The 20,416-nt window shown below is 39.2% G+C and carries 16 protein-coding genes; 7 read left to right on the top strand and 9 right to left on the bottom strand.

The window, feature by feature from the left end; genetic code table 11:
* Positions 1–158: 158 nt before the first annotated feature.
* Together HMPREF3129_RS02290 and HMPREF3129_RS02295 are read left to right on the top strand one after the other, a co-directional pair.
* The gene (locus tag HMPREF3129_RS02290; protein WP_070486705.1) at positions 159–800 is read left to right on the top strand and encodes an MT-A70 family methyltransferase; all 642 of its coding nucleotides are present in this window, start codon (positions 159–161) and stop codon (positions 798–800) included.
* A 2-nt stretch (positions 801–802) separates the two neighbouring features.
* A complete protein-coding gene (locus tag HMPREF3129_RS02295; RefSeq protein WP_036936127.1) occupies positions 803–1,000 on the top strand; it encodes a hypothetical protein in 198 nt (65 codons plus the stop codon).
* A 195-nt stretch (positions 1,001–1,195) separates the two neighbouring features.
* Here the strand turns inward: HMPREF3129_RS02295 and HMPREF3129_RS02305 are convergent, their stop codons facing one another.
* From HMPREF3129_RS02305 to guaB, 3 genes are all read right to left on the bottom strand, one after another.
* Positions 1,196–2,392 (bottom strand): tyrosine-type recombinase/integrase, encoded by a 1,197-nt coding sequence (locus HMPREF3129_RS02305; protein ID WP_070486707.1) that lies wholly within the window; start codon positions 2,390–2,392, stop codon positions 1,196–1,198.
* Between the two features lie 218 nt (positions 2,393–2,610).
* The gene (gene guaA / locus HMPREF3129_RS02310; protein ID WP_004250844.1) at positions 2,611–4,188 is read right to left on the bottom strand and encodes a glutamine-hydrolyzing GMP synthase; all 1,578 of its coding nucleotides are present in this window, start codon (positions 4,186–4,188) and stop codon (positions 2,611–2,613) included.
* Between the two features lie 84 nt (positions 4,189–4,272).
* Positions 4,273–5,739: an IMP dehydrogenase gene (guaB, locus tag HMPREF3129_RS02315; RefSeq protein ID WP_004243391.1), complete on the bottom strand. Its 1,467-nt coding sequence runs from the start codon at positions 5,737–5,739 to the stop codon at positions 4,273–4,275.
* 169 nt (positions 5,740–5,908) lie between these two features.
* On the opposite strand from guaB, the gene xseA reads away from it, so the two are divergent.
* Positions 5,909–7,297, top strand: coding sequence for an exodeoxyribonuclease VII large subunit (gene xseA / locus HMPREF3129_RS02320; RefSeq protein ID WP_036918474.1), 1,389 nt, complete (start codon positions 5,909–5,911; stop codon positions 7,295–7,297).
* A 112-nt stretch (positions 7,298–7,409) separates the two neighbouring features.
* On the opposite strand, the gene HMPREF3129_RS02325 is transcribed toward xseA, so the two are convergent.
* The 5 genes from HMPREF3129_RS02325 to maeB form a co-directional block, all read right to left on the bottom strand.
* A complete protein-coding gene (locus tag HMPREF3129_RS02325; RefSeq protein ID WP_036918476.1) occupies positions 7,410–9,659 on the bottom strand; it encodes a TonB-dependent receptor domain-containing protein in 2,250 nt (749 codons plus the stop codon).
* Positions 9,660–9,844: 185 nt separating this feature from the next.
* Positions 9,845–12,013, bottom strand: coding sequence for a S9 family peptidase (locus tag HMPREF3129_RS02330; RefSeq protein ID WP_080735026.1), 2,169 nt, complete (start codon positions 12,011–12,013; stop codon positions 9,845–9,847).
* Between the two features lie 24 nt (positions 12,014–12,037).
* On the bottom strand, positions 12,038–12,892 hold the full coding sequence (locus HMPREF3129_RS02335) for an energy transducer TonB family protein (RefSeq protein ID WP_223302933.1): 855 nt from the start codon (positions 12,890–12,892) through the stop codon (positions 12,038–12,040).
* Complete coding sequence (locus tag HMPREF3129_RS02340) at positions 12,865–13,734, bottom strand: ChaN family lipoprotein (RefSeq protein WP_036918485.1); 870 nt, start codon at positions 13,732–13,734, stop codon at positions 12,865–12,867. The genes HMPREF3129_RS02335 and HMPREF3129_RS02340 overlap by 28 nt, the downstream gene beginning before the upstream one ends.
* A gap of 186 nt (positions 13,735–13,920) precedes the next feature.
* On the bottom strand, positions 13,921–16,203 hold the full coding sequence (gene maeB / locus HMPREF3129_RS02345; protein ID WP_036918488.1) for an NADP-dependent oxaloacetate-decarboxylating malate dehydrogenase: 2,283 nt from the start codon (positions 16,201–16,203) through the stop codon (positions 13,921–13,923).
* Positions 16,204–16,752: 549 nt separating this feature from the next.
* Between maeB and HMPREF3129_RS02350 the strand changes: the two genes are divergently transcribed.
* Positions 16,753–17,376, top strand: coding sequence for a response regulator (locus tag HMPREF3129_RS02350; protein WP_004248273.1), 624 nt, complete (start codon positions 16,753–16,755; stop codon positions 17,374–17,376).
* A 69-nt stretch (positions 17,377–17,445) separates the two neighbouring features.
* Here HMPREF3129_RS02350 and HMPREF3129_RS02355 read toward each other — a convergent pair whose 3' ends face one another.
* Positions 17,446–18,006 carry a hypothetical protein gene (locus HMPREF3129_RS02355; protein WP_004248274.1) on the bottom strand — a complete coding sequence of 187 codons (561 nt, stop codon included), beginning with the start codon at positions 18,004–18,006 and terminating at the stop codon, positions 17,446–17,448.
* A gap of 200 nt (positions 18,007–18,206) precedes the next feature.
* Between HMPREF3129_RS02355 and HMPREF3129_RS02360 the strand changes: the two genes are divergently transcribed.
* Genes HMPREF3129_RS02360 through HMPREF3129_RS02370 form a run of 3 tightly spaced genes read left to right on the top strand, consistent with a single transcriptional unit; the run spans position 18,207 to position 20,379 of the window.
* The gene (locus HMPREF3129_RS02360; RefSeq protein ID WP_036918490.1) at positions 18,207–18,578 is read left to right on the top strand and encodes an ArsC family reductase; all 372 of its coding nucleotides are present in this window, start codon (positions 18,207–18,209) and stop codon (positions 18,576–18,578) included.
* Positions 18,579–18,583: 5 nt separating this feature from the next.
* Positions 18,584–19,714 carry a succinyl-diaminopimelate desuccinylase gene (gene dapE, locus HMPREF3129_RS02365; protein WP_036918492.1) on the top strand — a complete coding sequence of 377 codons (1,131 nt, stop codon included), beginning with the start codon at positions 18,584–18,586 and terminating at the stop codon, positions 19,712–19,714.
* The gene (locus HMPREF3129_RS02370) at positions 19,711–20,379 is read left to right on the top strand and encodes a M15 family metallopeptidase (RefSeq protein WP_036918494.1); all 669 of its coding nucleotides are present in this window, start codon (positions 19,711–19,713) and stop codon (positions 20,377–20,379) included. Before dapE ends, HMPREF3129_RS02370 begins: the two co-directional genes overlap by 4 nt.
* The last annotated feature ends 37 nt before the right edge of the window (positions 20,380–20,416 follow it).

Below are 20,416 nucleotides of genomic sequence, written 5' to 3' on the forward strand. Positions count from 1 at the left end.
CCCTACTGACGCAATGCCGATTATTATTGAGAATGAAATATCGATGATTAAAAGCTCAGGTGGCTGGATGTGCTGCCATGGTTCAGTTGGTCTGGTTGAGCGTGAAAGCTTATACCGTGGCGCTATGGAAGTATTCTTAATGATGAAGGATGCGGAGAATGAAAAAATATGACCTTATCTATTGTGATCCTCCGTGGGATTACAAAAATAAAGTTTCAAACGGTACTGCTAAAAATCATTATCCAACAACCTCCCTCTTCAATTTAACCCATATCCCTATTCATTCTATTGCATCTGATAACGCAGTTCTTGCCATGTGGTATACAGGTAATTTTGTACTCGAGGCTATTAAATTAGCCGAAGCGTGGGGCTTTAAAGTCCGCACAATGAAAGCTTTTACTTGGGTTAAGTTTAACTCTTTAGCATGGCAACGAATTGATAAGGCTATTCAAAACAGCGAGTTATTTGATTATCACGACCTGTTTGAACTATTAGATGCTGAAACAAAAATGAATGGGGGAAACTACACCAGAGCCAATAGTGAAGATGTTTTAATCGCTACTCGAGGCAATGGATTACAGCGCATCAGTGCTAGCGTTAAACAAATCGTATTTAGTTGTTTAGGTGAACATAGCGAAAAGCCGTGGGAAGTAAAAAACCGTCTGGAACAATTGTACGGTGATGTTAATCGCATTGAGCTATTTGCTCGTGACATGTCACAAGGTTGGGATGCATGGGGTAATCAATGTCCTAACAACAGTATCGAACTTATCAATTCTCATTTTATTTGTAAGGAATAAATATGCCTGATATCGCAGATGATGCTAATGACTTAACGGCTCTACAAATCAACACCGCATTAGCAAACAGAGAGCCACCAGCAAAAAGCTTAACGGGATTTTGTATCTGGTGTCGTGAAGAGCCTGTAACAGAGAACAGCGCTTACTGCTCTAAAGAGTGTGGTGATGATCACGCTCAGTACAAAAGGAAAAACGGCTAATGATTATTTTACTCACATTATTAGCTGTGTACTTATGGCTTGCTGGGTATCTGTTTTCAGAGTCTAAGCACGAAAGCGACAATATAAAAGATATTGTGGCCAGACTGTTTTACTCCACAATCTGGCCTGTTGTCGGTGTGCTTTACCTATCGTCACTACTTGCTTATAAAACACTTGGCGAAGAATGACAAAGCGTTAATCTTTCTCTTTTATCCATTCATCCACCATATCCGCCCACTCTTGTAACATCTTCCTACGCTGTTCAGCATATTCAGCCTTGTTGTAAACAGCTCTAACACCATTTTGAACGTGTGCTAAACATTTCTCTATCCAATCTGAGTTATAACCTGCTTCGTGCAATAGCGTGCTGGCTGTGCGTCGTAAATCGTGAACAGTAACCGGTTCGAACTCAATACCTTTTTCATTTATACGTTTTACAGTTCCGTCAATCACGTTATTCAATGCAGCATTAGATAGTGGCTTTTTAATATCATATCGACCAGGCATTAAGTAATCGCTTCCCATAGCACAAACTTTCATACCGGTTAAGATATCCATTGCTTGGTCAGAGAGATAAATAACGTGCTCTTTTCTCCCCTTCATTCGCCCTTTAGGGATCACCCATTGTCTATTTTTAAAGTCTATTTCATCCCATGTAGCATGAATAAACTCAGACTTTCTGACTAATGTCAGCAAGACAAACTTAACGGCCAATTTTAAGGTTGGATAACAACTATAGTTTTCTAATTCACGATATAAGATACCGATTTCTTTCGGCGACATTGCCCTTTCTCGTGCCTGAAAAGTCCCTATGGAAGACGCTTTTATTGCATCTGCTGGGTTACTAATTTCATAACCTCTATCTATGGCATAAGTAAAAACAGAGCCAACAATCTCACGCACTTGTAATGCGGTCGCTTTTGCGCCCCTATCTTTTATCTTTTCACACAATGCTCTAAGCCTTGGTGTGGTGATCTCTTCTAGCTGAAGCTTGCCGAATACAGGATAGATTTCTTTTTCAATAATTGCTTCTTTCATGGCCCTTGTAGAGTCGGCATATTGAGCATCATTAAGGAAATTGACGGTATAGTCTTTGAATACCGTCCCTATTTTTTTACTCTCAATACCGTCACGTTTCTTTGAAGCTGGCGATATACCTGCGTTTAGTAGCCTTTTTGCTTCAATTAATTCGGCTCTTGCTTCTGCAAGCGTGATACCGTCAGCACTGTATCGACCAAAAGTAACCGTTTCTCTCCTTCCATTAAAACGATAATCATATCTAAATGAAATAACACCACTTTTTGTCACTGCAACGTATAAACCATCTCTGTCAGACACTTTATAAAGCTTGTCTTGTGGCTTTAAACTTCTCAGTTTTGTATCGGTCAGCATGCTATAACCTCAATGCTGATACCGTCAAATAACAGCAAATTTATGACGGTATCAGTGTCTTAATTTTATAATTTATTTTTTGATACCGTCTCCTATACCGTCATTTTTTTCGGTTCTTGTCAACCATTACTAACCATAGAAAACAAAAAAGCCACCAGTAACTTACTGATGGCTCTTGGTTTTTTAACCTTTATCAACTATTGCTGATAAACGTTATTTTATTCCCACTCAATCGTTGCTGGTGGTTTTCCGCTGATATCATAAACCACGCGAGAAATACCATTTACTTCATTGATAATGCGATTAGAAACACGGCCTAAGAAATCGTAAGGTAGGTGTGCCCAATGTGCAGTCATAAAGTCTACGGTTTCCACTGCACGTAATGAAACTACCCAGTCGTATTTACGACCATCGCCCATAACACCCACTGAACGGACAGGTAGGAATACTGTAAATGCTTGGCTGACTTTATTGTATAAATCGGCTTTATGTAGCTCTTCAATAAAGATAGCGTCAGCACGACGTAGTAAATCACAATACTCTTTCTTGATTTCACCCAATACGCGCACCCCTAAACCTGGTCCTGGGAATGGATGACGGTATAGCATGTCGTAAGGTAAACCTAACTCAAGTCCGATTTTACGCACTTCATCTTTAAATAGTTCTTTTAATGGCTCCACTAAACCTAACTTCATATCTTCAGGTAAGCCACCTACGTTATGGTGTGATTTGATCACATGCGCTTTACCTGTTGCAGATGCGGCTGATTCAATCACATCAGGATAGATTGTGCCTTGTGCTAGCCATTTGACTTGCGGTAATTTAACCGCTTCTTCATCAAAGATTTCAATGAAGGTATGACCGATAATTTTGCGTTTTTTCTCCGGATCGTTTTCACCTTTTAACGCAGTTAAGAAACGATCTTCAGCTTCAACATGGATAATATTGAGGTCAAATTTGCCTTTAAACATCGCCATAACTTGTTCGGCTTCGTTAAGGCGTAATAAGCCATTATCAACAAATACACAGGTTAAGCGTTTACCAATGGCACGATTTAATAATAATGCGGTAACAGAAGAGTCTACACCACCCGATAGCGCGAGAATAACGTGATCGTCGCCAATTTGTTGTTTTAAACGAGCAACAGTATCTTCAATAATCGCCGCGGATGTCCATAATGCGTCACAACCACAGATATCTAACACAAAGCGTTTTAAAATGGCTAAACCTTGATGGGTATGGGTAACTTCTGGGTGGAACTGTACACCATAGAAACGCTTCTCTTCATTTGCCATAATCGCAAATGGGCAAGTTTCAGTGCTAGCAATAGTGACAAAATCAGCGGGAATAGCCGTAACTTTATCACCGTGGCTCATCCATACATCTAATAAAGGTTTGCCATCTTCACTTACGGAGTCTTGAATATCACGGAACAGTTCGCAGGTTTCGCGGATCTCAACTTGTGAATAACCAAATTCACGCTCACCTGAGACTTCAACATCACCGCCTAATTGCATAGACATAGTTTGCATGCCATAGCAGATACCTAATACCGGCACTCCCGCATTAAAGACGTATTCCGGAGCGCGTGGGCTATTGTCTTCTGTAGTACTTTCAGGGCCACCAGACAGAATAATACCATTGGGGTTAAATTCACGAATTTGTTCTTCTGTAACATCCCATGCCCAGAGTTCACAATAAACGCCGATTTCGCGAATACGGCGAGCAATAAGCTGTGTATATTGCGAACCGAAATCAAGGATAAGAATGCGATGATTATGGATATTTGCTGTCATTTGTGGTGAATTCCAAAACAAATAAAAAGTCATTAAATTGAAAGGCTTGTTAACATTTTCTGTTTTCAAGCCTTTCTCGAATAATTACATACCTAAACGATAGTTAGGCGATTCTTTCGTGATAGTCACATCATGAACATGGCTTTCCTGAATACCCGCACCACTGATGCGAACAAATTCAGCTTTGGTATTTAATTCTTTGATGGTTGCACAGCCTGTTAAGCCCATACATGAACGTAAGCCACCCATTTGTTGGTGAACGATATTTTTCAGTAAGCCTTTATATGCCACACGACCTTCAATACCTTCTGGTACTAATTTGTCTGCTGCATTATCAGTTTGGAAATAACGATCTGATGAACCTTTAGACATTGCGCCTAAAGAGCCCATACCACGGTAAGATTTATAAGAGCGACCTTGGAATAGCTCGATTTCACCCGGAGATTCTTCTGTGCCTGCAAACATAGAGCCAACCATCACACATGCTGCTCCAGCGGCTAATGCTTTAGCAATATCACCAGAGAAACGAATACCACCATCGGCAATCACCGGAATATTGCGATCTTTTAGTGCTTCAACAGCATCAGCAATCGCAGTGATTTGTGGAACCCCAACACCTGTTACGATACGAGTGGTACAAATAGAGCCAGGGCCAATACCCACTTTAACAGCACTCACACCTGCATCCGCCAGCGCTAAAGCCCCTTCTGCGGTTGCCACATTACCCCCAATAATAGGTAAGTTTGGATATAAAGCGCGAGTTTCACGAATACGCTGTAATACCCCTTCGGAATGACCATGTGAGGAGTCGATAAGAAGAACATCAACACCAGCTGCCACTAATGCGGCGATACGCTCTTCGTTACCTGCACCAGCGCCAACCGCAGCACCTACACGTAAACGACCATGCTCATCTTTACATGCATTAGGCTTGCGTTCTGCTTTTTTGAAATCTTTAACGGTGATCATGCCTTTTAAGTGGAAATGATCATCGACTACTAAGGCTTTTTCTACGCGCTTCTCATGCATTTTTTGCATAACAACATCACGCGCTTCACCTTCTTTAACGGTAACTAAACGCTCTTTTGGCGTCATTACCGCAGTGACAGGTTGGTCTAAATCAGTGACAAAGCGAACATCACGACCAGTAATAATACCCACTAATTCATTGTCTTTAGTCACTACCGGATAGCCAGCAAAACCATTACGCTCTGTCATTGCTTGGACTTCGCGTAAAGAAGTTTCTGGTGTTACTGTGATAGGATCCGTCACAACACCGCTTTCATGTTTTTTAACACGACGAACTTCTTCAGCTTGGCGTTCGATAGGCATGTTTTTGTGGATAAAACCAATTCCACCTTCTTGAGCTAATGCAATAGCTAAAGATGCTTCAGTCACAGTATCCATTGCAGCAGAAAGCATAGGCACATTTAAGCGAATTGTTTCAGTCAGTTGAGTAGATAAATCAGCAGTATTAGGAAGGACAGTCGAGTGTGCAGGAACTAACAAAACATCATCAAATGTAAGTGCTTCTTTTTTAATTCGTAACATAGCAATATCTCACCAAGGCGGCTTTTAAGAAATGGAAAATATTGCCGCGGCATTATACACACCGTAATCGGTTGCTTCTAGCTTTTTTTGAAAATTTTTATTGATCCTCTGGCTAACTTAGGTAGTATCAGTCAATTAAGTCTTTGTTTTAAAATTTGATCTGGCTCACATGACTCTACCGATAAACAATAATATTTTTACTGTTAGCCGTCTAAATAAGACCGTTCGCCAGTTATTAGAAATGGAAATGGGTCGCATTTGGATCAGTGCTGAAATTTCCAATTTTACTCAACCTGCTTCTGGCCATTGGTATTTCACGTTAAAAGATACCCATGCTCAAATTAGAGCGGCGATGTTTCGCGGTCAAAACACAAAAGTCACTTTTCGCCCTCAACATGGTCAGCAAGTATTAGTACGTGCGACTATCACACTGTACGAACCCCGTGGTGATTACCAACTGATTGTCGAAAGTATGCAACCGGCGGGTGATGGATTATTACAGCAGCAATTTGAGCTTTTAAAACAAAAACTAAGTGCTGAAGGTTTATTTGATGCTCTTCATAAAAAACCACTACCAACACCTGCTAAACAAATTGGGGTGATCACCTCCTCAACTGGCGCAGCCTTACACGATATTTTAAATATTCTACGTCGTCGTGATCCCTCATTACCTATTATTATTTATCCCACAGCCGTTCAAGGTGCGGAAGCACCAATGCAGATAGTCCATGCCATTGAGCTGGCTAACCGTCGTAAAGAATGTGATGTGCTAATTGTCGGCCGAGGCGGCGGCTCATTGGAAGATCTCTGGGCATTTAACGATGAACGCGTAGCCCGTGCTATTTTTGCTAGTGATATTCCTATTGTCAGTGCCGTGGGTCATGAAACCGATGTGACTATTGCTGATTTTATTGCCGATCTTAGAGCGCCAACCCCTTCTGCCGCCGCAGAGCTAATTAGTCGCAACAAACTTGAGCTATTACGCCAATTGCAGTCACAGCAACAACGTCTTGAAATGGCGATGGATTATTATCTAGCAAAAAAATTACGCGCACTAACACAACTTCATCATCGCTTACAACAACAGCATCCACACTTACGCCTTGCTCGCCAACAAAATGTATTGGCTACAACTAAACAGCGTTTAGTGACCAGTTTTCAGCGCCTTCTACAAACAAAACAGAATCAACATACTCAGCTACAAAAACGCCTTAATTACCAAGAGCCAAGCCCTCAAATACAAGCACTACTGCGCCAACAACAACAGTTAATTTATCGTATGAGAGAAAGTATTTCACAACAGCTTGCTCGTCAACGTGAACAATTTGCAATTAGCTGTTCACGTTTAGAAAGTGTGAATCCTCTCGCAACCCTTTCTCGCGGTTACAGTATTAGTGAAGTTGCTTCAGGTGACGTACTGAAAAATACGAAACAAGTTAAAAAAGGTGATACGCTAAAAACGCGTGTTGAAGATGGCTGGATCACCAGTGAAGTGATAAATACACAAAAAATATCTGTTAAACGTAAACCAGCCCCCAAGAGCAAGTCATCCATTTAAACCATATACATGGCAACCATAACAACGGCATCTTAATGATGCCGTTTTACTTGGTAACGATGGATAGCAGAAAACGCTTTCGCCCTGCTTTCAGGGTATATTACCGTTTATATTAAAAACGAATTTCTCCACCAAACAGGAAACTTCTGCCTCTAGCCGTTTGTTTATTTTGTCCCTGTTCGTACATATCTGGCGCTGAATTACTTCTATCAAGTGCATTTGAATAATTTTTATTCATGAGATTATGTATCGCAAATTTTAATGACACATTTTTATTCATTTGATAGTTAGCGTACGCGTTGATCACGGTAGGGATTTTTTCTTGTTCGACCATGGGAATAGTGCCTGTATCAAAATCAAACCCTTCAGCTGAAGCTTTACGACTTTTACCGGTAATTTGAATGATGGTGCCTAATTCGAGAGATCGGTCATCGAATAACCTCACACCAGCATCAATCGTTGCGTAGTATTTGGGAAGTTCTGATGCAGGACTTTGCCCAAAATCCCCCATCGCAAGAGAAGTGGGTTGTGAGGTGCGCTCATTGCTATAAGAAAGCGTGGTATAGAATACATCAGCATCATAGTTTACTTGTAGTTCATAACCTCTCATCGTGACAGGATCAAGGCTATTTGTGTATAAATAGATATTTCCATCGTATTCCATGCCACTGTAGTCATCGTCAGTAAAAGTGCCATCGATTTTACAGCGTTTACCCCCTTTACAAACATTATAAGAATCACTGGAAATATAGTTTTTAACTTTAGTATGATACCAAAGTGCTTTTAAGCGAAAGCTGTCTCCGGCAACAATTAAATCAGGGCGATAACTATTAAAACCTATTTGGAAAGTATCCGCTTTCTCACTTCTTAAAAAGGGGTTCATCGATGCCCCACCTTCATTAGCAAAGAAAATTTCCTGTGGGTTCGGCGCCCTTGTCGTATGGGCATAACTGATAAATGGTTCAAATTCAGGGATAATTTGTGCAGAAAAGAGTGCTCCCGGCTCCCACGCTTTTTCGTGGCGATTAACATTCATCGCACCTTCAGGAAAACACGCTGCTTTGGGATCACAAGCGGGTTTATATCCTTTAATATGATAATCCGTATAGTTTAAATTTAATGCGAGGGTATAAATATCGTATTCAAATTTTATTTGTGAAAAAAGACTGCTGATGTCGTTTTTTCCTTGCGGAGCAAATACATTGTATTCAATCATATTTTGTGATTGCCATGGATCGCTCGAAGGAGCTGTCACTTCTCGATTATAATCAATCGACATCAGTTTAGTGCCTAATGTTAGTGCCATATCCAGCTCATGATAATTAAATCGACTGGTATTTTTAGCGACAAGTGCATTGGAAATATTTTTCGCATGCCCATTGCGTAATGACATTAAAGAGTCACCGGCAAATTTTTGTGAAGCTTGGCTTCTGCTCAATAATATTTCACTATCAAAAAGATCGTTTAGCGGGGTATAACGATATTTAGCATAATAATCTTGGCTCTCTATGGTTCTTCGATTAAATTTATTATTATAAAACCGACCACTTAATTCTATTTCATGAGAATCATTAGGTTTAAACGATATTTTTGCTAATTCAGAATGTGGCTTTTGGTTAAAGTCTTTAGTGGTTGCAAATTCATGACTATTAAAACCTGCCCCATTTTTATAAGAAGATTCAATATTATGTCCACTTATGGCAAACATAGCGCCAATATAACCATCATGATTAAATATCGGCTGTTTTCCTGCAATCGCAACCATACCGTTATAACCTAATCCATTAGTCCCTCGAGCCGCTTTACTTCTTATTCCCCAACGATGATTAGAAAATAAAACATCATCAATACCTATTGTTTTAAAATTAGCACTCCCCGCTAACGCATTAATACTATTTTCACCATCTTGTTGACCACGAGAAATATCAATTTGCACAATAAAGTTAGGATCGATCATGCTATTAAACTGGTTGTATGGTTGTCCACCATGCGCATATTGGCTAGGTGACGTGCTATACATCGTTTGTGTCACCCCATCAATCATCATATTGACTCGACCAAAACCACTTAATCCTCGGATATTAACCCCAATCCCCGGCTGACTGGCATCCATTTGGGTGTAAGTTCCCGGTGTAGATCGTAATGCTTGTTCTACCGAGCTAAGATTATTGATTTCACCAATAGCGCTATAAGCCCCCGGCTTAGCTAACGCTTTTTGCTCTGGTGTTTGTTTTTGTGCCGATGAGACTTTTAAACTACTAAATTGAACTGTTTTTTCCGTTTCAGCCGCAAACACCAGAGAATGAATACCAGAAAATAGAATACAAGAGCCAAGTATTTTCCTTGTTAATTGAGTTTTCATAATAAACCTATTCTTTGTTTTATTTAAATAGGCTCACTTTGCTTTCTATAAGCTAAAAGTTATTTAATTTAATAAATAACGATATTGTTATTATTGTTTTATAAGATAAAAATTAATAGCATTAACCCTGTCTCTCATTAAAGAGAGACAGGTTAATCATTAAAAATTTAAAAGGCTTGGTTTAATTACTTGATATTTTGTGTCTTAAAATAAATATCAGGCTGCTCTAACATTAAAATAAAGGCATATTCTCTCGCAGTATCACGTAGACGATTAAAACGACCGGATTTACCTCCATGTCCTGCACTCATATCGGTTTCAAGCAGAAGTAAATTATTATCTGTTTTTAATTCACGTAATTTAGCCACCCATTTTGCCGGCTCCCAATATTGAACTTGAGAATCATGTAAACCTGTAGTGACCAATAAATGAGGATAGGCTTTAGCCTCAACATTATCGTAAGGGCTATAAGATTTTAAGCGGAAATAAACATCTTTATCTGCAGGATCACCCCACTCTTCATATTCACCTGTTGTGAGCGGAATAGAAGCATCCAGCATGGTTGTCAAAACATCGACAAATGGTACCTGAGCCACAACACCACGGTAGAGTTCAGGTGCCATATTGATAACGGCTCCCATAAGTAATCCACCAGCACTACCGCCCATCGCGTAGACATGTTTGGGTGCACCATAACCTTGGTTAATAAGGTATTTTGTGGCGTCGATAAAGTCAGTAAAGGAGTTGACTTTATGCTCCATTTTCCCTTGGTTATACCAGCGTTTGCCTAATTCACCACCACCTCTAACATGGACAATGGCATATACAAAACCTCTATCTAATAAACTTAAACGGGCAGAGCTAAACGAGGGGTCAATACTGCTGCCGTAAGAGCCATAACCGTAAATTAAGATTGGATTTTCGCCTTTCTTAAATAAGTCTTTACGATAAACCAGCGATACAGGCACCTCTACACCATCTTGTGCTTTTACCCAAATACGTTCACTTTCATACAAATCATGCTTAAAGCCTTTCACTTCCTGCTGTTTAAGCAATTGTTTTTCTTTGGTTTGCATATTCCATTGATAGGTAGAAGAAGGCGTGGTCATTGAGGTATAACCAAAACGTAACTCTTCACTATCAGCTTGTGGATTGACACTTAGCCATGCCATATAGACAGGATCATCAAAAATAATATTTGTTGATTGTCCTGTTTTCCAATCAATTTGGCGTAATGACACTAAGCCTTGTTTGCGCTCTTCAAGCACTAACCAACGATTAAACAGTTCGAAGCTTTCCAAGTCTACTTCTGGCTGAGGAGCAATTACGGTTTGCCAAGGTGCATCGATAGAGGCCGTTTTATAAAGACCATATAGCTCACTTTCATGATTAGAGCGAATATAAAATTCACCTTTAAAATGATCGATATAATATTCTCGACCTTCTTGGCGAGGAGAAAAAACCACCATGGGTTTTTCTGGTGCATTGGCATCAATTAAACGATATTCAGAGGTTGTAGAGCTTGCAATAGTGACTAGAATATAATCTTCTGATTTGCTTTTTTCCATCCAGGTATAAAAACGATCATCATTCTCTTCAAAGATTTTCACGTCTTGTTTTCTATCACTACCGTATTGATGGCGATAAATTTGGTATGGCAATAAAGTTTGCGGATCTTTATCTACATAGAACAGTGTTTGGCTATCATTTGCCCATACTAAATTCGCTGAAATATTGGTTAAAACATTCTCTTGCCATGTTTTATCTGTCAGATCTTTATAAGCAACTGTATAGTTGCGACGTCCTTCTTTATCTTCAGCAATAGCAATACGTTTGTTATCTGGACTAATGGCTAAATCACCTAATTGATAAAACTCATATCCTTTAGCTCGTTCATTGCCATCAACAAGAATTTCCCATTCTCCATCACTTCCTATTGGTTTGCGTTGATAAATAGGAAAGTCTTTACCTTCTTGGTAAATGGTTTGGTAAGTATAGCCATTATAATCATAAGGCACTGAGGCATCATTTTGTGCCATACGCTCAACCATCTCATTATAGAGCGTATTTTCTAGTGTTTTGCCCGCTGCCATTACTGACTCAGTATAAGCATTTTCAGCCTTAAGATAGTCAATAACTTGTTTATCTTTGCGTGCATCATCCCTAAGCCAATAATAATTATCAGTACGAGAGTCACCATGTTCTGTCATCACATGGGGGATTTTATTCGCTTTCGGTGGCATCATAATAACGTCCTTCTCTGTTTGAGCCATTGTCGGTGTTGCGGTGATCAAGATTGCCATCATGGCACCTGTTAATCCCTGCGTCACCGTTTTTCTTGTCGCGGATAACATGTTTAATTCCTTGTTATGTTAGGATTATAAAGTCAATGTGGAAAATTCAATTGCCATTTCAATTGTTATTTGACCATTAAAAAGCAGTTCTTCTGGAGGCTTTGGTAATGGCTGAGCACGCTTAATAACACTTTGTGCCTCTTTATCTAGTGAGCGCACACCACTGCTATTAATCAATTCGCAGGCTATGACATAACCTTGTCCATCAACAATAAAACGCACTTTAGGTGCTCCCGTACGCCCTTTTCTTTTCGCTTCTTCAGGATAAGCTTTATAACGATTTAAATGACCTTTGGCCTTAGCTTGCCATAATGCCAAGGCATCTGCTTCTTTATTTGCATCACTATCATAATTTGCAGAAATATCGTTAGCCTGTTGTTTCGCAACAGAATGACTTGTTGAGGGCGCGGATAAACTCGATACATTTTCACTGACAATAGGTGAAGGTTTGGTTGGTGCAATTGAAGGGGCAACCTTAACTGAGGTCTGGTTTTGTAGCACTTTTTTCGGCTTTTCAAGCAAAATATCTGCATTTTCATTAATAATAAGATTGGGTTGTTTCTCCGCAATCTCTTGCTGCTGTTTTTTTTGGCTGGCGACAGCCATTTGCTGATCAACACCGACAATCTGTTTTTCTTTATTCACCGCTTGGACGTTTTCACTTAAGCTAAGCATAACAGCCGGTGCAGGTTGATGGATTATCACCGGGCGTTGTTGCGTGATATAGAAATAACTAATAACTAAAGTAAAATGAAATACTATTGATAAAATAAAGCCTGAATATCGACAAGGCTGTAATTGCGCCATTTGGTTAACGGAAGAAGAGATCAACATATGCGTATCATCAATAATCAAGGATGGGCTGCAGGGGTTATCCACAAATAATCGGCATGTTCAGAGGTAATATCGCTACCTTCTTCTGCCATGATAAGTACCGTGACTGTTTCATTAGGGGCTAAATCTTTAATATGTAAAGGTACACCCATTAATTTAGTGGCATGAAATGAGCCGGCAATCAACAGTGCGGGTATCGGGGCATTTAATAAACTTTTTGCCATTGCACGATCACGCAGTTGTTGGATCACGGTCATTTTTTCAATTTGTGTTTTATCAAGTGCACCACCATGAGAAAGCTCAATAGTTTTACTAATAAGCTGACGAACAGCAGGTTGCGTTGAATATTCACCTTCAATATTAGGTGGATTTTTATATGCATTTGTAATATCACTGCGATCGATATTAGCAGCTAACAATGGATAATCTGCTTGTAGCCCTTCTTTAATCAGATTGCCATACCCTTTCCAAGACCAGCCTTTATTCCAATTAAGTACAGACATTAAACGTTCATCACGTAAATATTGTGAGCTAGAGTAACGTTTTTTCGTATTATCAACTAAGTTTTGCTGATCTGGCGTCAACATCTCTAATAAAACCGCACCTTGAGGACGTTTATTGGGAAGTTGTGTCATTAACCAATACTCAATCTCATGGTGATATTGATTGTCATGTTTTTCGCCAACAATCACCCGCGACTGGCTGGCTAATTGAGTTAATAGCGCATTAGCTGTGATTGTCTTTCCTGTACGCGTATCAATAATATTGGCTGATGTAATAATAGCGGGAGTTGTACTAGGTACGGTGTTTTTTTCTACTGTACTACATGCGCAGACAGTAATAAGTGAAACTAATAACAAGAACCATTTAGATATTGAAAAAAACATATTAACCTTATAGTTATATTTACTTATTTTTAATATAGGCTTATATTAATATTAATAAGAATAATTATCAATATCATTGTTATAATTATTTGTATTTAATGTTGACGGATTGATACCGTAAAATAAAAACGCCTTTTATTAAAAAAGGCGCTTTGCTTAAAGTGGTTATTTTAATCAGTTTAGCGATTAGCGTTGAGATTGTGTTTGTGCTTCAACCACAGCTAATGCCACCATATTAACAATGCGACGAACAGATGCAATTGGCGTTAAAATATGGGCAGGCTTAGCAACTCCCATTAACACTGGACCTACCGTTACCCCATCGGAACTAGTGACACGTAATAAGTTATAGCTAATGCGCGCCGCTTCCATTGTTGGCATCACTAACAGATTAGCTGAACCTTTTAGTGGGCTGTCTGGCATAATATCGCGACGAATTGACTCAACTAAAGCAGCATCAGCATGCATTTCACCATCAATTTCTAATTCTGGTGCGCGTTGTTTAATAAGCTCTAACGCTTTTCTTAATTTTATGGATGATGGGCTGTCAAAAGAGCCAAAACTTGAGCGGGATACTAATGCTGCTTTTGGCTCAATACCAAAGCGACGAATAGTATCTGCCGCCATTATAGTGATGTCAGCAAGTTGCTCAGCGGTAGGATCTTCATTTACATAGGTATCAGTAATAAAGGTGTTACCACTCGGCAGTAATAGTGCATTCATCGCCCCTGCAGTATTAGATCCTTCACGTAAACCAAAAACATTTTTATATATTTCAAAATGTTCCGAATAACTTCCCACGGTTCCACAGATCAAGCCGTCTGCTTCCCCTCTACGTACCATAATTGCGCCAATCAGTGTTGGATTACCAATAACGGCTCGACGAGCTTGTTCTTGCGAAACACCACGACGTTTCATTATTTGATAATATTCTTGCCAATATTCTTTAAAACGCGGATCGTTTTCATTGTTTACAACTTCAAAATCTCTACCCGCTTGAATATGTAAGCCTAATTTCTGAATACGCATTTCAATCACACTAGGACGACCAATTAGGATCGGCTCAGCAAGTCCTAAAGTGACTAATTCTTGAGTCGCATGCAGAACGCGGTTATCTTCCCCTTCCGCCAATACAATGCGTTTTTTCTCTTTTTTCGCTTGAGCAAAGATAGGTTTCATAAATAAATTCGTTTTATAAACGAATTCATTGAGGTGTTCGATATAAGCGGCGAAATCTTCAATTGGACGGGTTGCCACACCTGAATCCATTGCAGCTTTTGCAACGGCAGGCGCAATTTTAACAATTAAACGTGGATCAAAAGGTTTTGGAATAATGTATTCTGGGCCAAATGACAGTTCTTGATCGCCATATGCGCTAGCAACCTCTTCATTTTGTTCTGCCAGTGCCAATTCAGCAATTGCATGTACACAGGCAAGTTTCATCTCTTCATTGATAGCGGTTGCCCCCACATCCAGCGCACCACGGAAAATGAACGGGAAACAGAGAACATTATTGACCTGATTAGGAAAATCAGAGCGTCCGGTACAAATAATCGCATCTGATCGTACCGCTTTGACTAACGGTGGTAAAATTTCTGGCTCCGGATTTGCTAGCGCAAGGATCAGCGGGTCGCGTGCCATTTTTTTCACCATCTTTTGGGTCAGTACCCCCGGCCCTGAGCACCCTAAGAAAATATCGGCATCGTTGATCACATCATCAAGTGTGCGGCTGCCGTTATCTTTAATCGCATAAGCCGCTTTAGTTTCTGCCATATTGGCTTCACGGCCTTGATAAATAACCCCTTTTGAGTCACAAACAACAATATTTTCACGCTTTAACCCTAAAGCGACAAGAAGGTTCATACACGCGATAGAAGCAGCACCGGCACCTGAAACCACTAAGCGAACTTTATCAATATTTTTACGAACAATACGTAACCCGTTGATAATAGCGGCCGTAGAAATAATTGCCGTACCATGCTGATCATCATGAAAGACAGGGATATTCATTCTCTCACGCAGTTTTTGTTCAATATAGAAGCATTCCGGTGCTTTAATATCTTCTAAATTGATCCCACCAAAAGTCGGTTCTAATGAAGCGATAATATCAACCAATTTATCAGGATCGGTTTCATTCACTTCAATATCAAATACATCAATGCCGGAGAATTTTTTAAATAATACGCCTTTACCTTCCATCACAGGTTTACCTGCTAAGGCGCCAATATTACCGAGTCCTAAAACAGCCGTACCATTAGAGATAACGGCAACCAAGTTACCTTTCGCTGTAAAGCGATACGCAGCTAAAGGATTAGCCGCAATTTCAAGGCAAGGAGCCGCAACACCCGGTGAATAAGCTAATGCTAAGTCACGTTGTGTTATTAGTGGTTTAGTTGGTGTCACTGTGATTTTGCCAGGATTAGGGAATTCATGAAAATCCAATGCACTTTGTTGTAGTTTGTCTTCCATCTTCATATCCTTTGTATCAATAGGGTAAGGGCTTGGTTAGTATAATGGTAATAGCTCGTTAAATCATGATGGTATCGACACTTTTTTCAAATTAGTTCATCTCATTTATTATAAACCGCTCATACCTATTTCTGGGTATATTATTAACCCAGTTTAATTTCATTATGGAAATAAACACGAACAGAAAAAATACAATCTTTGTTTATTATTTATCTATAACTAAATTAACTCTTAAAATAATTAAACTTTTTATATTGTTTTATAAATCAATAACTATTTTTACTTGTAGTTGCATTTTAATATAGTTAAAAATTAACTTAATACATTGTAATAAAAGGATTTATCTATCATTAGAACTTTTATTAGTCGTTTTGGTTATTTTCTTTTTTACCCGTAACAATAATTGGTGTAATATTGCCAACCGTCAATTTTATTTTCTTATTGTTTTAATAAGATATCTGATTCTAATTTTTATTCCTTATTTGGAATTTATTTTTTATTTTCTGCTGTTGAAAAGATTACGCATATTATTTTTTAGGGAGAGGGGTTATGCCTAGCTACTCAATTATGATAGTGGATGATCACCCTATCATGAGATATGGATTACGGCTATTGTTAGAGCAAGACAAGGAATTTATTGTAGTAAGCGAAAGTGGCAATGCTCAAGAAGCAATCACCACAGCAAAACAGTTAAATCCTGATCTTATTATGATGGATTTACACCTTCAAGGACGCTCTGGTATTGATATTATTCGTTCTCTGCGTCGCTGTGGTTTAACATCTTATGTATTGGTGTTATCAATTTCAGATTCTCGCAATGATGTGTATGCTGCATTAGATGCTGGTGCTAACGGTTATTTATTGAAAGAGTGTGAACTTGATATGTTGCTACTCAGTTTACGTAAAGCGGTGGTTGGGCGCCCCGTTTACAGTGAAAAAGTTTGGCAATATATCCAATTAAGACAAAACTATTCTGATCCGCTATCTGCGTTAACAAAAAGAGAACTTGATGTCCTTCAAGAAGTGGCGGTGGGAATGAAAAATAAACAGATTGCCGAAAATCTGTTTATCTCAGAAGAAACCGTCAAAGTACATATTCGTAATATCTTAAAGAAACTACAAGTGACATCACGTTTAGCGGCGAGCCTTATCTTAATTAAGCATCAGCACTAAACGAATTTACCCCGACATTAAGTCGGGGTAATTAAGTTCTTAAGGAAGCCATTTTCTCACTTTAGAAAATCACTCAATAGGGACAGGATAACTTAATACTTTGAAGTGATTATCGGGTAACTTTTCAATTTTTAACTGATAAAGCTCTCGATTGATACCGTTAATCACTATATCCAGTTCACTAAATGCTGACTGTACATCACTATTTCTAGCCCAAGCAGGAATATCTTTGACACCATAATAAAAATAGATAGTACTTTTATCTGAATCGATAGGTTGTATCTCTTTTATTTGGCTAATAAAAAGGTGTCCATAACAAAAATCTTGATATGGTTGCCAAGCTTTTCGTCCTTTCTCGCTTAGAGAGAACACCCACTCGTCACCATCGACAGTTTGTTCAATTAAGCCAGCATCCATTAATGCATTCATTCGCTCTAAAACCCATGGAGCATCATTTTCATTACTGTAAACGGGCCATTTCCCTTCGCCTAAACACAATAAATAATCACTGTTAAAAAATGCCTGTAGGGCTGTTTTATACTCATCAACCTTTTTGCTGTCTTCATCTTCATTAGCCCAGCTAAAAGTAGAGAGTAAAAGCAATATAAGACTCAGTGAAATACTTTTCATATTTTCTTTTACCAACGGAAATCTTTATTTCTATTACTCTACGTTACACAATTCGTTACACTTAGGTGACAGGTTAATATCCAATATATTTTATAATGTAAATAGGATTTTTCACTACAACAAAACCTGCTACTTTGGATCTGTATAACACTTATACGTATTGATACCAATATTACGTATTGTCATATAAGGAAAATATCATGTCTACTACTAACCTGACATACACGATGTACGGCATAAAAAATTGCGATACAATCAAAAAAGCACGTAAATGGCTAGATGATAATCATATTCCTTATGTTTTTCATGATTACCGTAAAGACGGTTTGAAGGAAGCATTATTACTCACCTTTACAGAAAATTTAGATTGGCAGACATTGGTGAACAAAAGAGGAACAACTTGGCGTCAATTATCTGATGAAGAAAAAAATACTATCACTGATGTGAATGCAGCCATTGCACTTATGCTTGATAAACCTGCCATTATTAAACGTCCAATTTTAGTCTCTTCTGATAATCGTTTTATGGTAGGTTTTAATGCTAATGATTACCTGACTTTTACAGGAGCCTAATTTTTATGTCCTGCCCTGTTATTGAACTCGCACAACAACTTATTTCTCGACCTTCCGTAAGCCCAGATGACCAAGGTTGTCAGCAACTGATCATCGAAAGATTAGCACCTTTGGGCTTTACCATTGAAAAAATGCCTTTTGGTCAGACCGAAAATCTTTGGGCATGTCGTGGTGGTGAGGGAGAAACCCTCGCATTTGCAGGACATACCGATGTTGTGCCTCCTGGCGCTAATGCATTATGGGATAATCCACCTTTTGAGCCGTCTATTCGTGATGGAATGTTATATGGCCGAGGTGCCGCCGATATGAAAGGCTCTCTCGCAGCCATGATTGTCGCGGCTGAACGATTTGTGCATGCTTATCCGCAACATCGTGGACGTCTTGCTTTTTTAATTACCTCCGATGAAGAAGCCGATGCGCATGATGGTACCGTTAAAGTGGTCGAGTCATTAATATCTCGAGGAGAGCGACTTGATTATTGCTTAGTGGGTGAACCATCAAGTCAGCATCAACTCGGCGATATGATAAAAAATGGCCGACGGGGTTCAATAACAGCAAATGTCACTATTTATGGTACGCAGGGCCACGTTGCTTACCCTCACCTTGCACAAAACCCTATTCATATGGCTTCACCTTTTATTCACGAGTTAGTGAATACAGTATGGGATAATGGCAATGAGTATTTTCCCGCCACTACCATGCAAATTGCCAATATTAATAGTGGAACTGGCAGTAATAATGTGATCCCAGGTGAGTTATTTATACAGTTTAACTTTCGTTTTAGCACCGCTATTACAGATGAAGAAATTCGTCAACGTACTGAAGCATTACTACAAAAATATCAGTTGCGTTATCACATTTCTTGGTCTTTATCTGGGCAACCTTTTATCACTGGTGAAGGAAAATTACTGGATGCGGTACGTTATTCAGTAAAACACTACACCAATATAGAGCCAACGCTTTCAACTAGCGGAGGCACCTCCGATGGACGATTTATCGCCCAAATGGGTGCACAAGTTGTTGAATTAGGGCCAATTAATGCCACCATTCATAAAGTAAATGAGTGTGTCAGTGCTGCTGATTTACAACAACTTAGTCGCATCTATCAGCGGATCATGGAGCAGATTATTTTATGATAACCCCTTTAATGTTAACGGGTCGTTCTACGGATCATTTAGTGACTTTATCAGAGCGACATCATTTACAGTTTAATGCGACAAAAGCCTTTTTAGCGTTACAACAACAAGCGGCCAAAGCGGGATTTAAATTAATGCCTGCCAGTTCATTTAGAAGTTTTGAACGTCAATTAGCGATATGGAATGGCAAATTTGAAGGCACTCGCCCTGTATTAGATGCTGAAAGTCAACCTATTGATATTCAGACATTATCAGAAGGCCAACGCTGCGAGGCGATATTAAAATGGTCTGCATTACCCGGAGCAAGTCGCCATCATTGGGGAACCGAAATTGATTTTTACGATCCTTTCCGTTTACCTAATGGGCAATCATTGCAATTAGAACCTTGGGAGTATGAACAAGGGGGCTATTTTGCACAACTTAATGACTGGCTGACTGAAAATATGTCAGCTTACGATTTTTATCGCCCTTTTACCAATAAAGAGAGTTATATTGCCTATGAGCCTTGGCATATCAGTTATTTGCCTCTCTCTTATGAAGCTTCGCAGGCCTATACTATCGATATCCTTCGCGCTGTTTTAGAAGAAGAGCCGATTTTAGGTAAACAATGGCTATTAGATAACTTAGAAACGGTTTATCAACGCTATATTGTGATACCAGAATAATTAGATTTTATCCAAAGCACCGTAAAACCCCGTCCTT

Source organism: Proteus sp. HMSC14B05 (genome assembly GCF_001808035.1).
In the GTDB taxonomy this organism is placed as follows: Bacteria; Pseudomonadota; Gammaproteobacteria; order Enterobacterales; family Enterobacteriaceae; genus Proteus; species Proteus mirabilis.

What these genes read in the sequence shown, in the direction of transcription:
- HMPREF3129_RS02290 (WP_070486705.1), top strand. Translation starts at nt 159, where the DNA reads ATGAAAAAATATGACCTTATCTATTGTGATCCTCCGTGGGATTACAAA.
- HMPREF3129_RS02295 (WP_036936127.1), top strand. Translation starts at nt 803, where the DNA reads ATGCCTGATATCGCAGATGATGCTAATGACTTAACGGCTCTACAAATC.
- HMPREF3129_RS02305 (WP_070486707.1), bottom strand. Translation starts at nt 2,392, where the DNA reads ATGCTGACCGATACAAAACTGAGAAGTTTAAAGCCACAAGACAAGCTT.
- guaA (WP_004250844.1), bottom strand. Translation starts at nt 4,188, where the DNA reads ATGACAGCAAATATCCATAATCATCGCATTCTTATCCTTGATTTCGGT.
- guaB (WP_004243391.1), bottom strand. Translation starts at nt 5,739, where the DNA reads ATGTTACGAATTAAAAAAGAAGCACTTACATTTGATGATGTTTTGTTA.
- xseA (WP_036918474.1), top strand. Translation starts at nt 5,909, where the DNA reads ATGACTCTACCGATAAACAATAATATTTTTACTGTTAGCCGTCTAAAT.
- HMPREF3129_RS02325 (WP_036918476.1), bottom strand. Translation starts at nt 9,659, where the DNA reads ATGAAAACTCAATTAACAAGGAAAATACTTGGCTCTTGTATTCTATTT.
- HMPREF3129_RS02330 (WP_080735026.1), bottom strand. Translation starts at nt 12,013, where the DNA reads ATGTTATCCGCGACAAGAAAAACGGTGACGCAGGGATTAACAGGTGCC.
- HMPREF3129_RS02340 (WP_036918485.1), bottom strand. Translation starts at nt 13,734, where the DNA reads ATGTTTTTTTCAATATCTAAATGGTTCTTGTTATTAGTTTCACTTATT.
- maeB (WP_036918488.1), bottom strand. Translation starts at nt 16,203, where the DNA reads ATGGAAGACAAACTACAACAAAGTGCATTGGATTTTCATGAATTCCCT.
- HMPREF3129_RS02350 (WP_004248273.1), top strand. Translation starts at nt 16,753, where the DNA reads ATGCCTAGCTACTCAATTATGATAGTGGATGATCACCCTATCATGAGA.
- HMPREF3129_RS02355 (WP_004248274.1), bottom strand. Translation starts at nt 18,006, where the DNA reads ATGAAAAGTATTTCACTGAGTCTTATATTGCTTTTACTCTCTACTTTT.
- HMPREF3129_RS02360 (WP_036918490.1), top strand. Translation starts at nt 18,207, where the DNA reads ATGTCTACTACTAACCTGACATACACGATGTACGGCATAAAAAATTGC.
- dapE (WP_036918492.1), top strand. Translation starts at nt 18,584, where the DNA reads ATGTCCTGCCCTGTTATTGAACTCGCACAACAACTTATTTCTCGACCT.
- HMPREF3129_RS02370 (WP_036918494.1), top strand. Translation starts at nt 19,711, where the DNA reads ATGATAACCCCTTTAATGTTAACGGGTCGTTCTACGGATCATTTAGTG.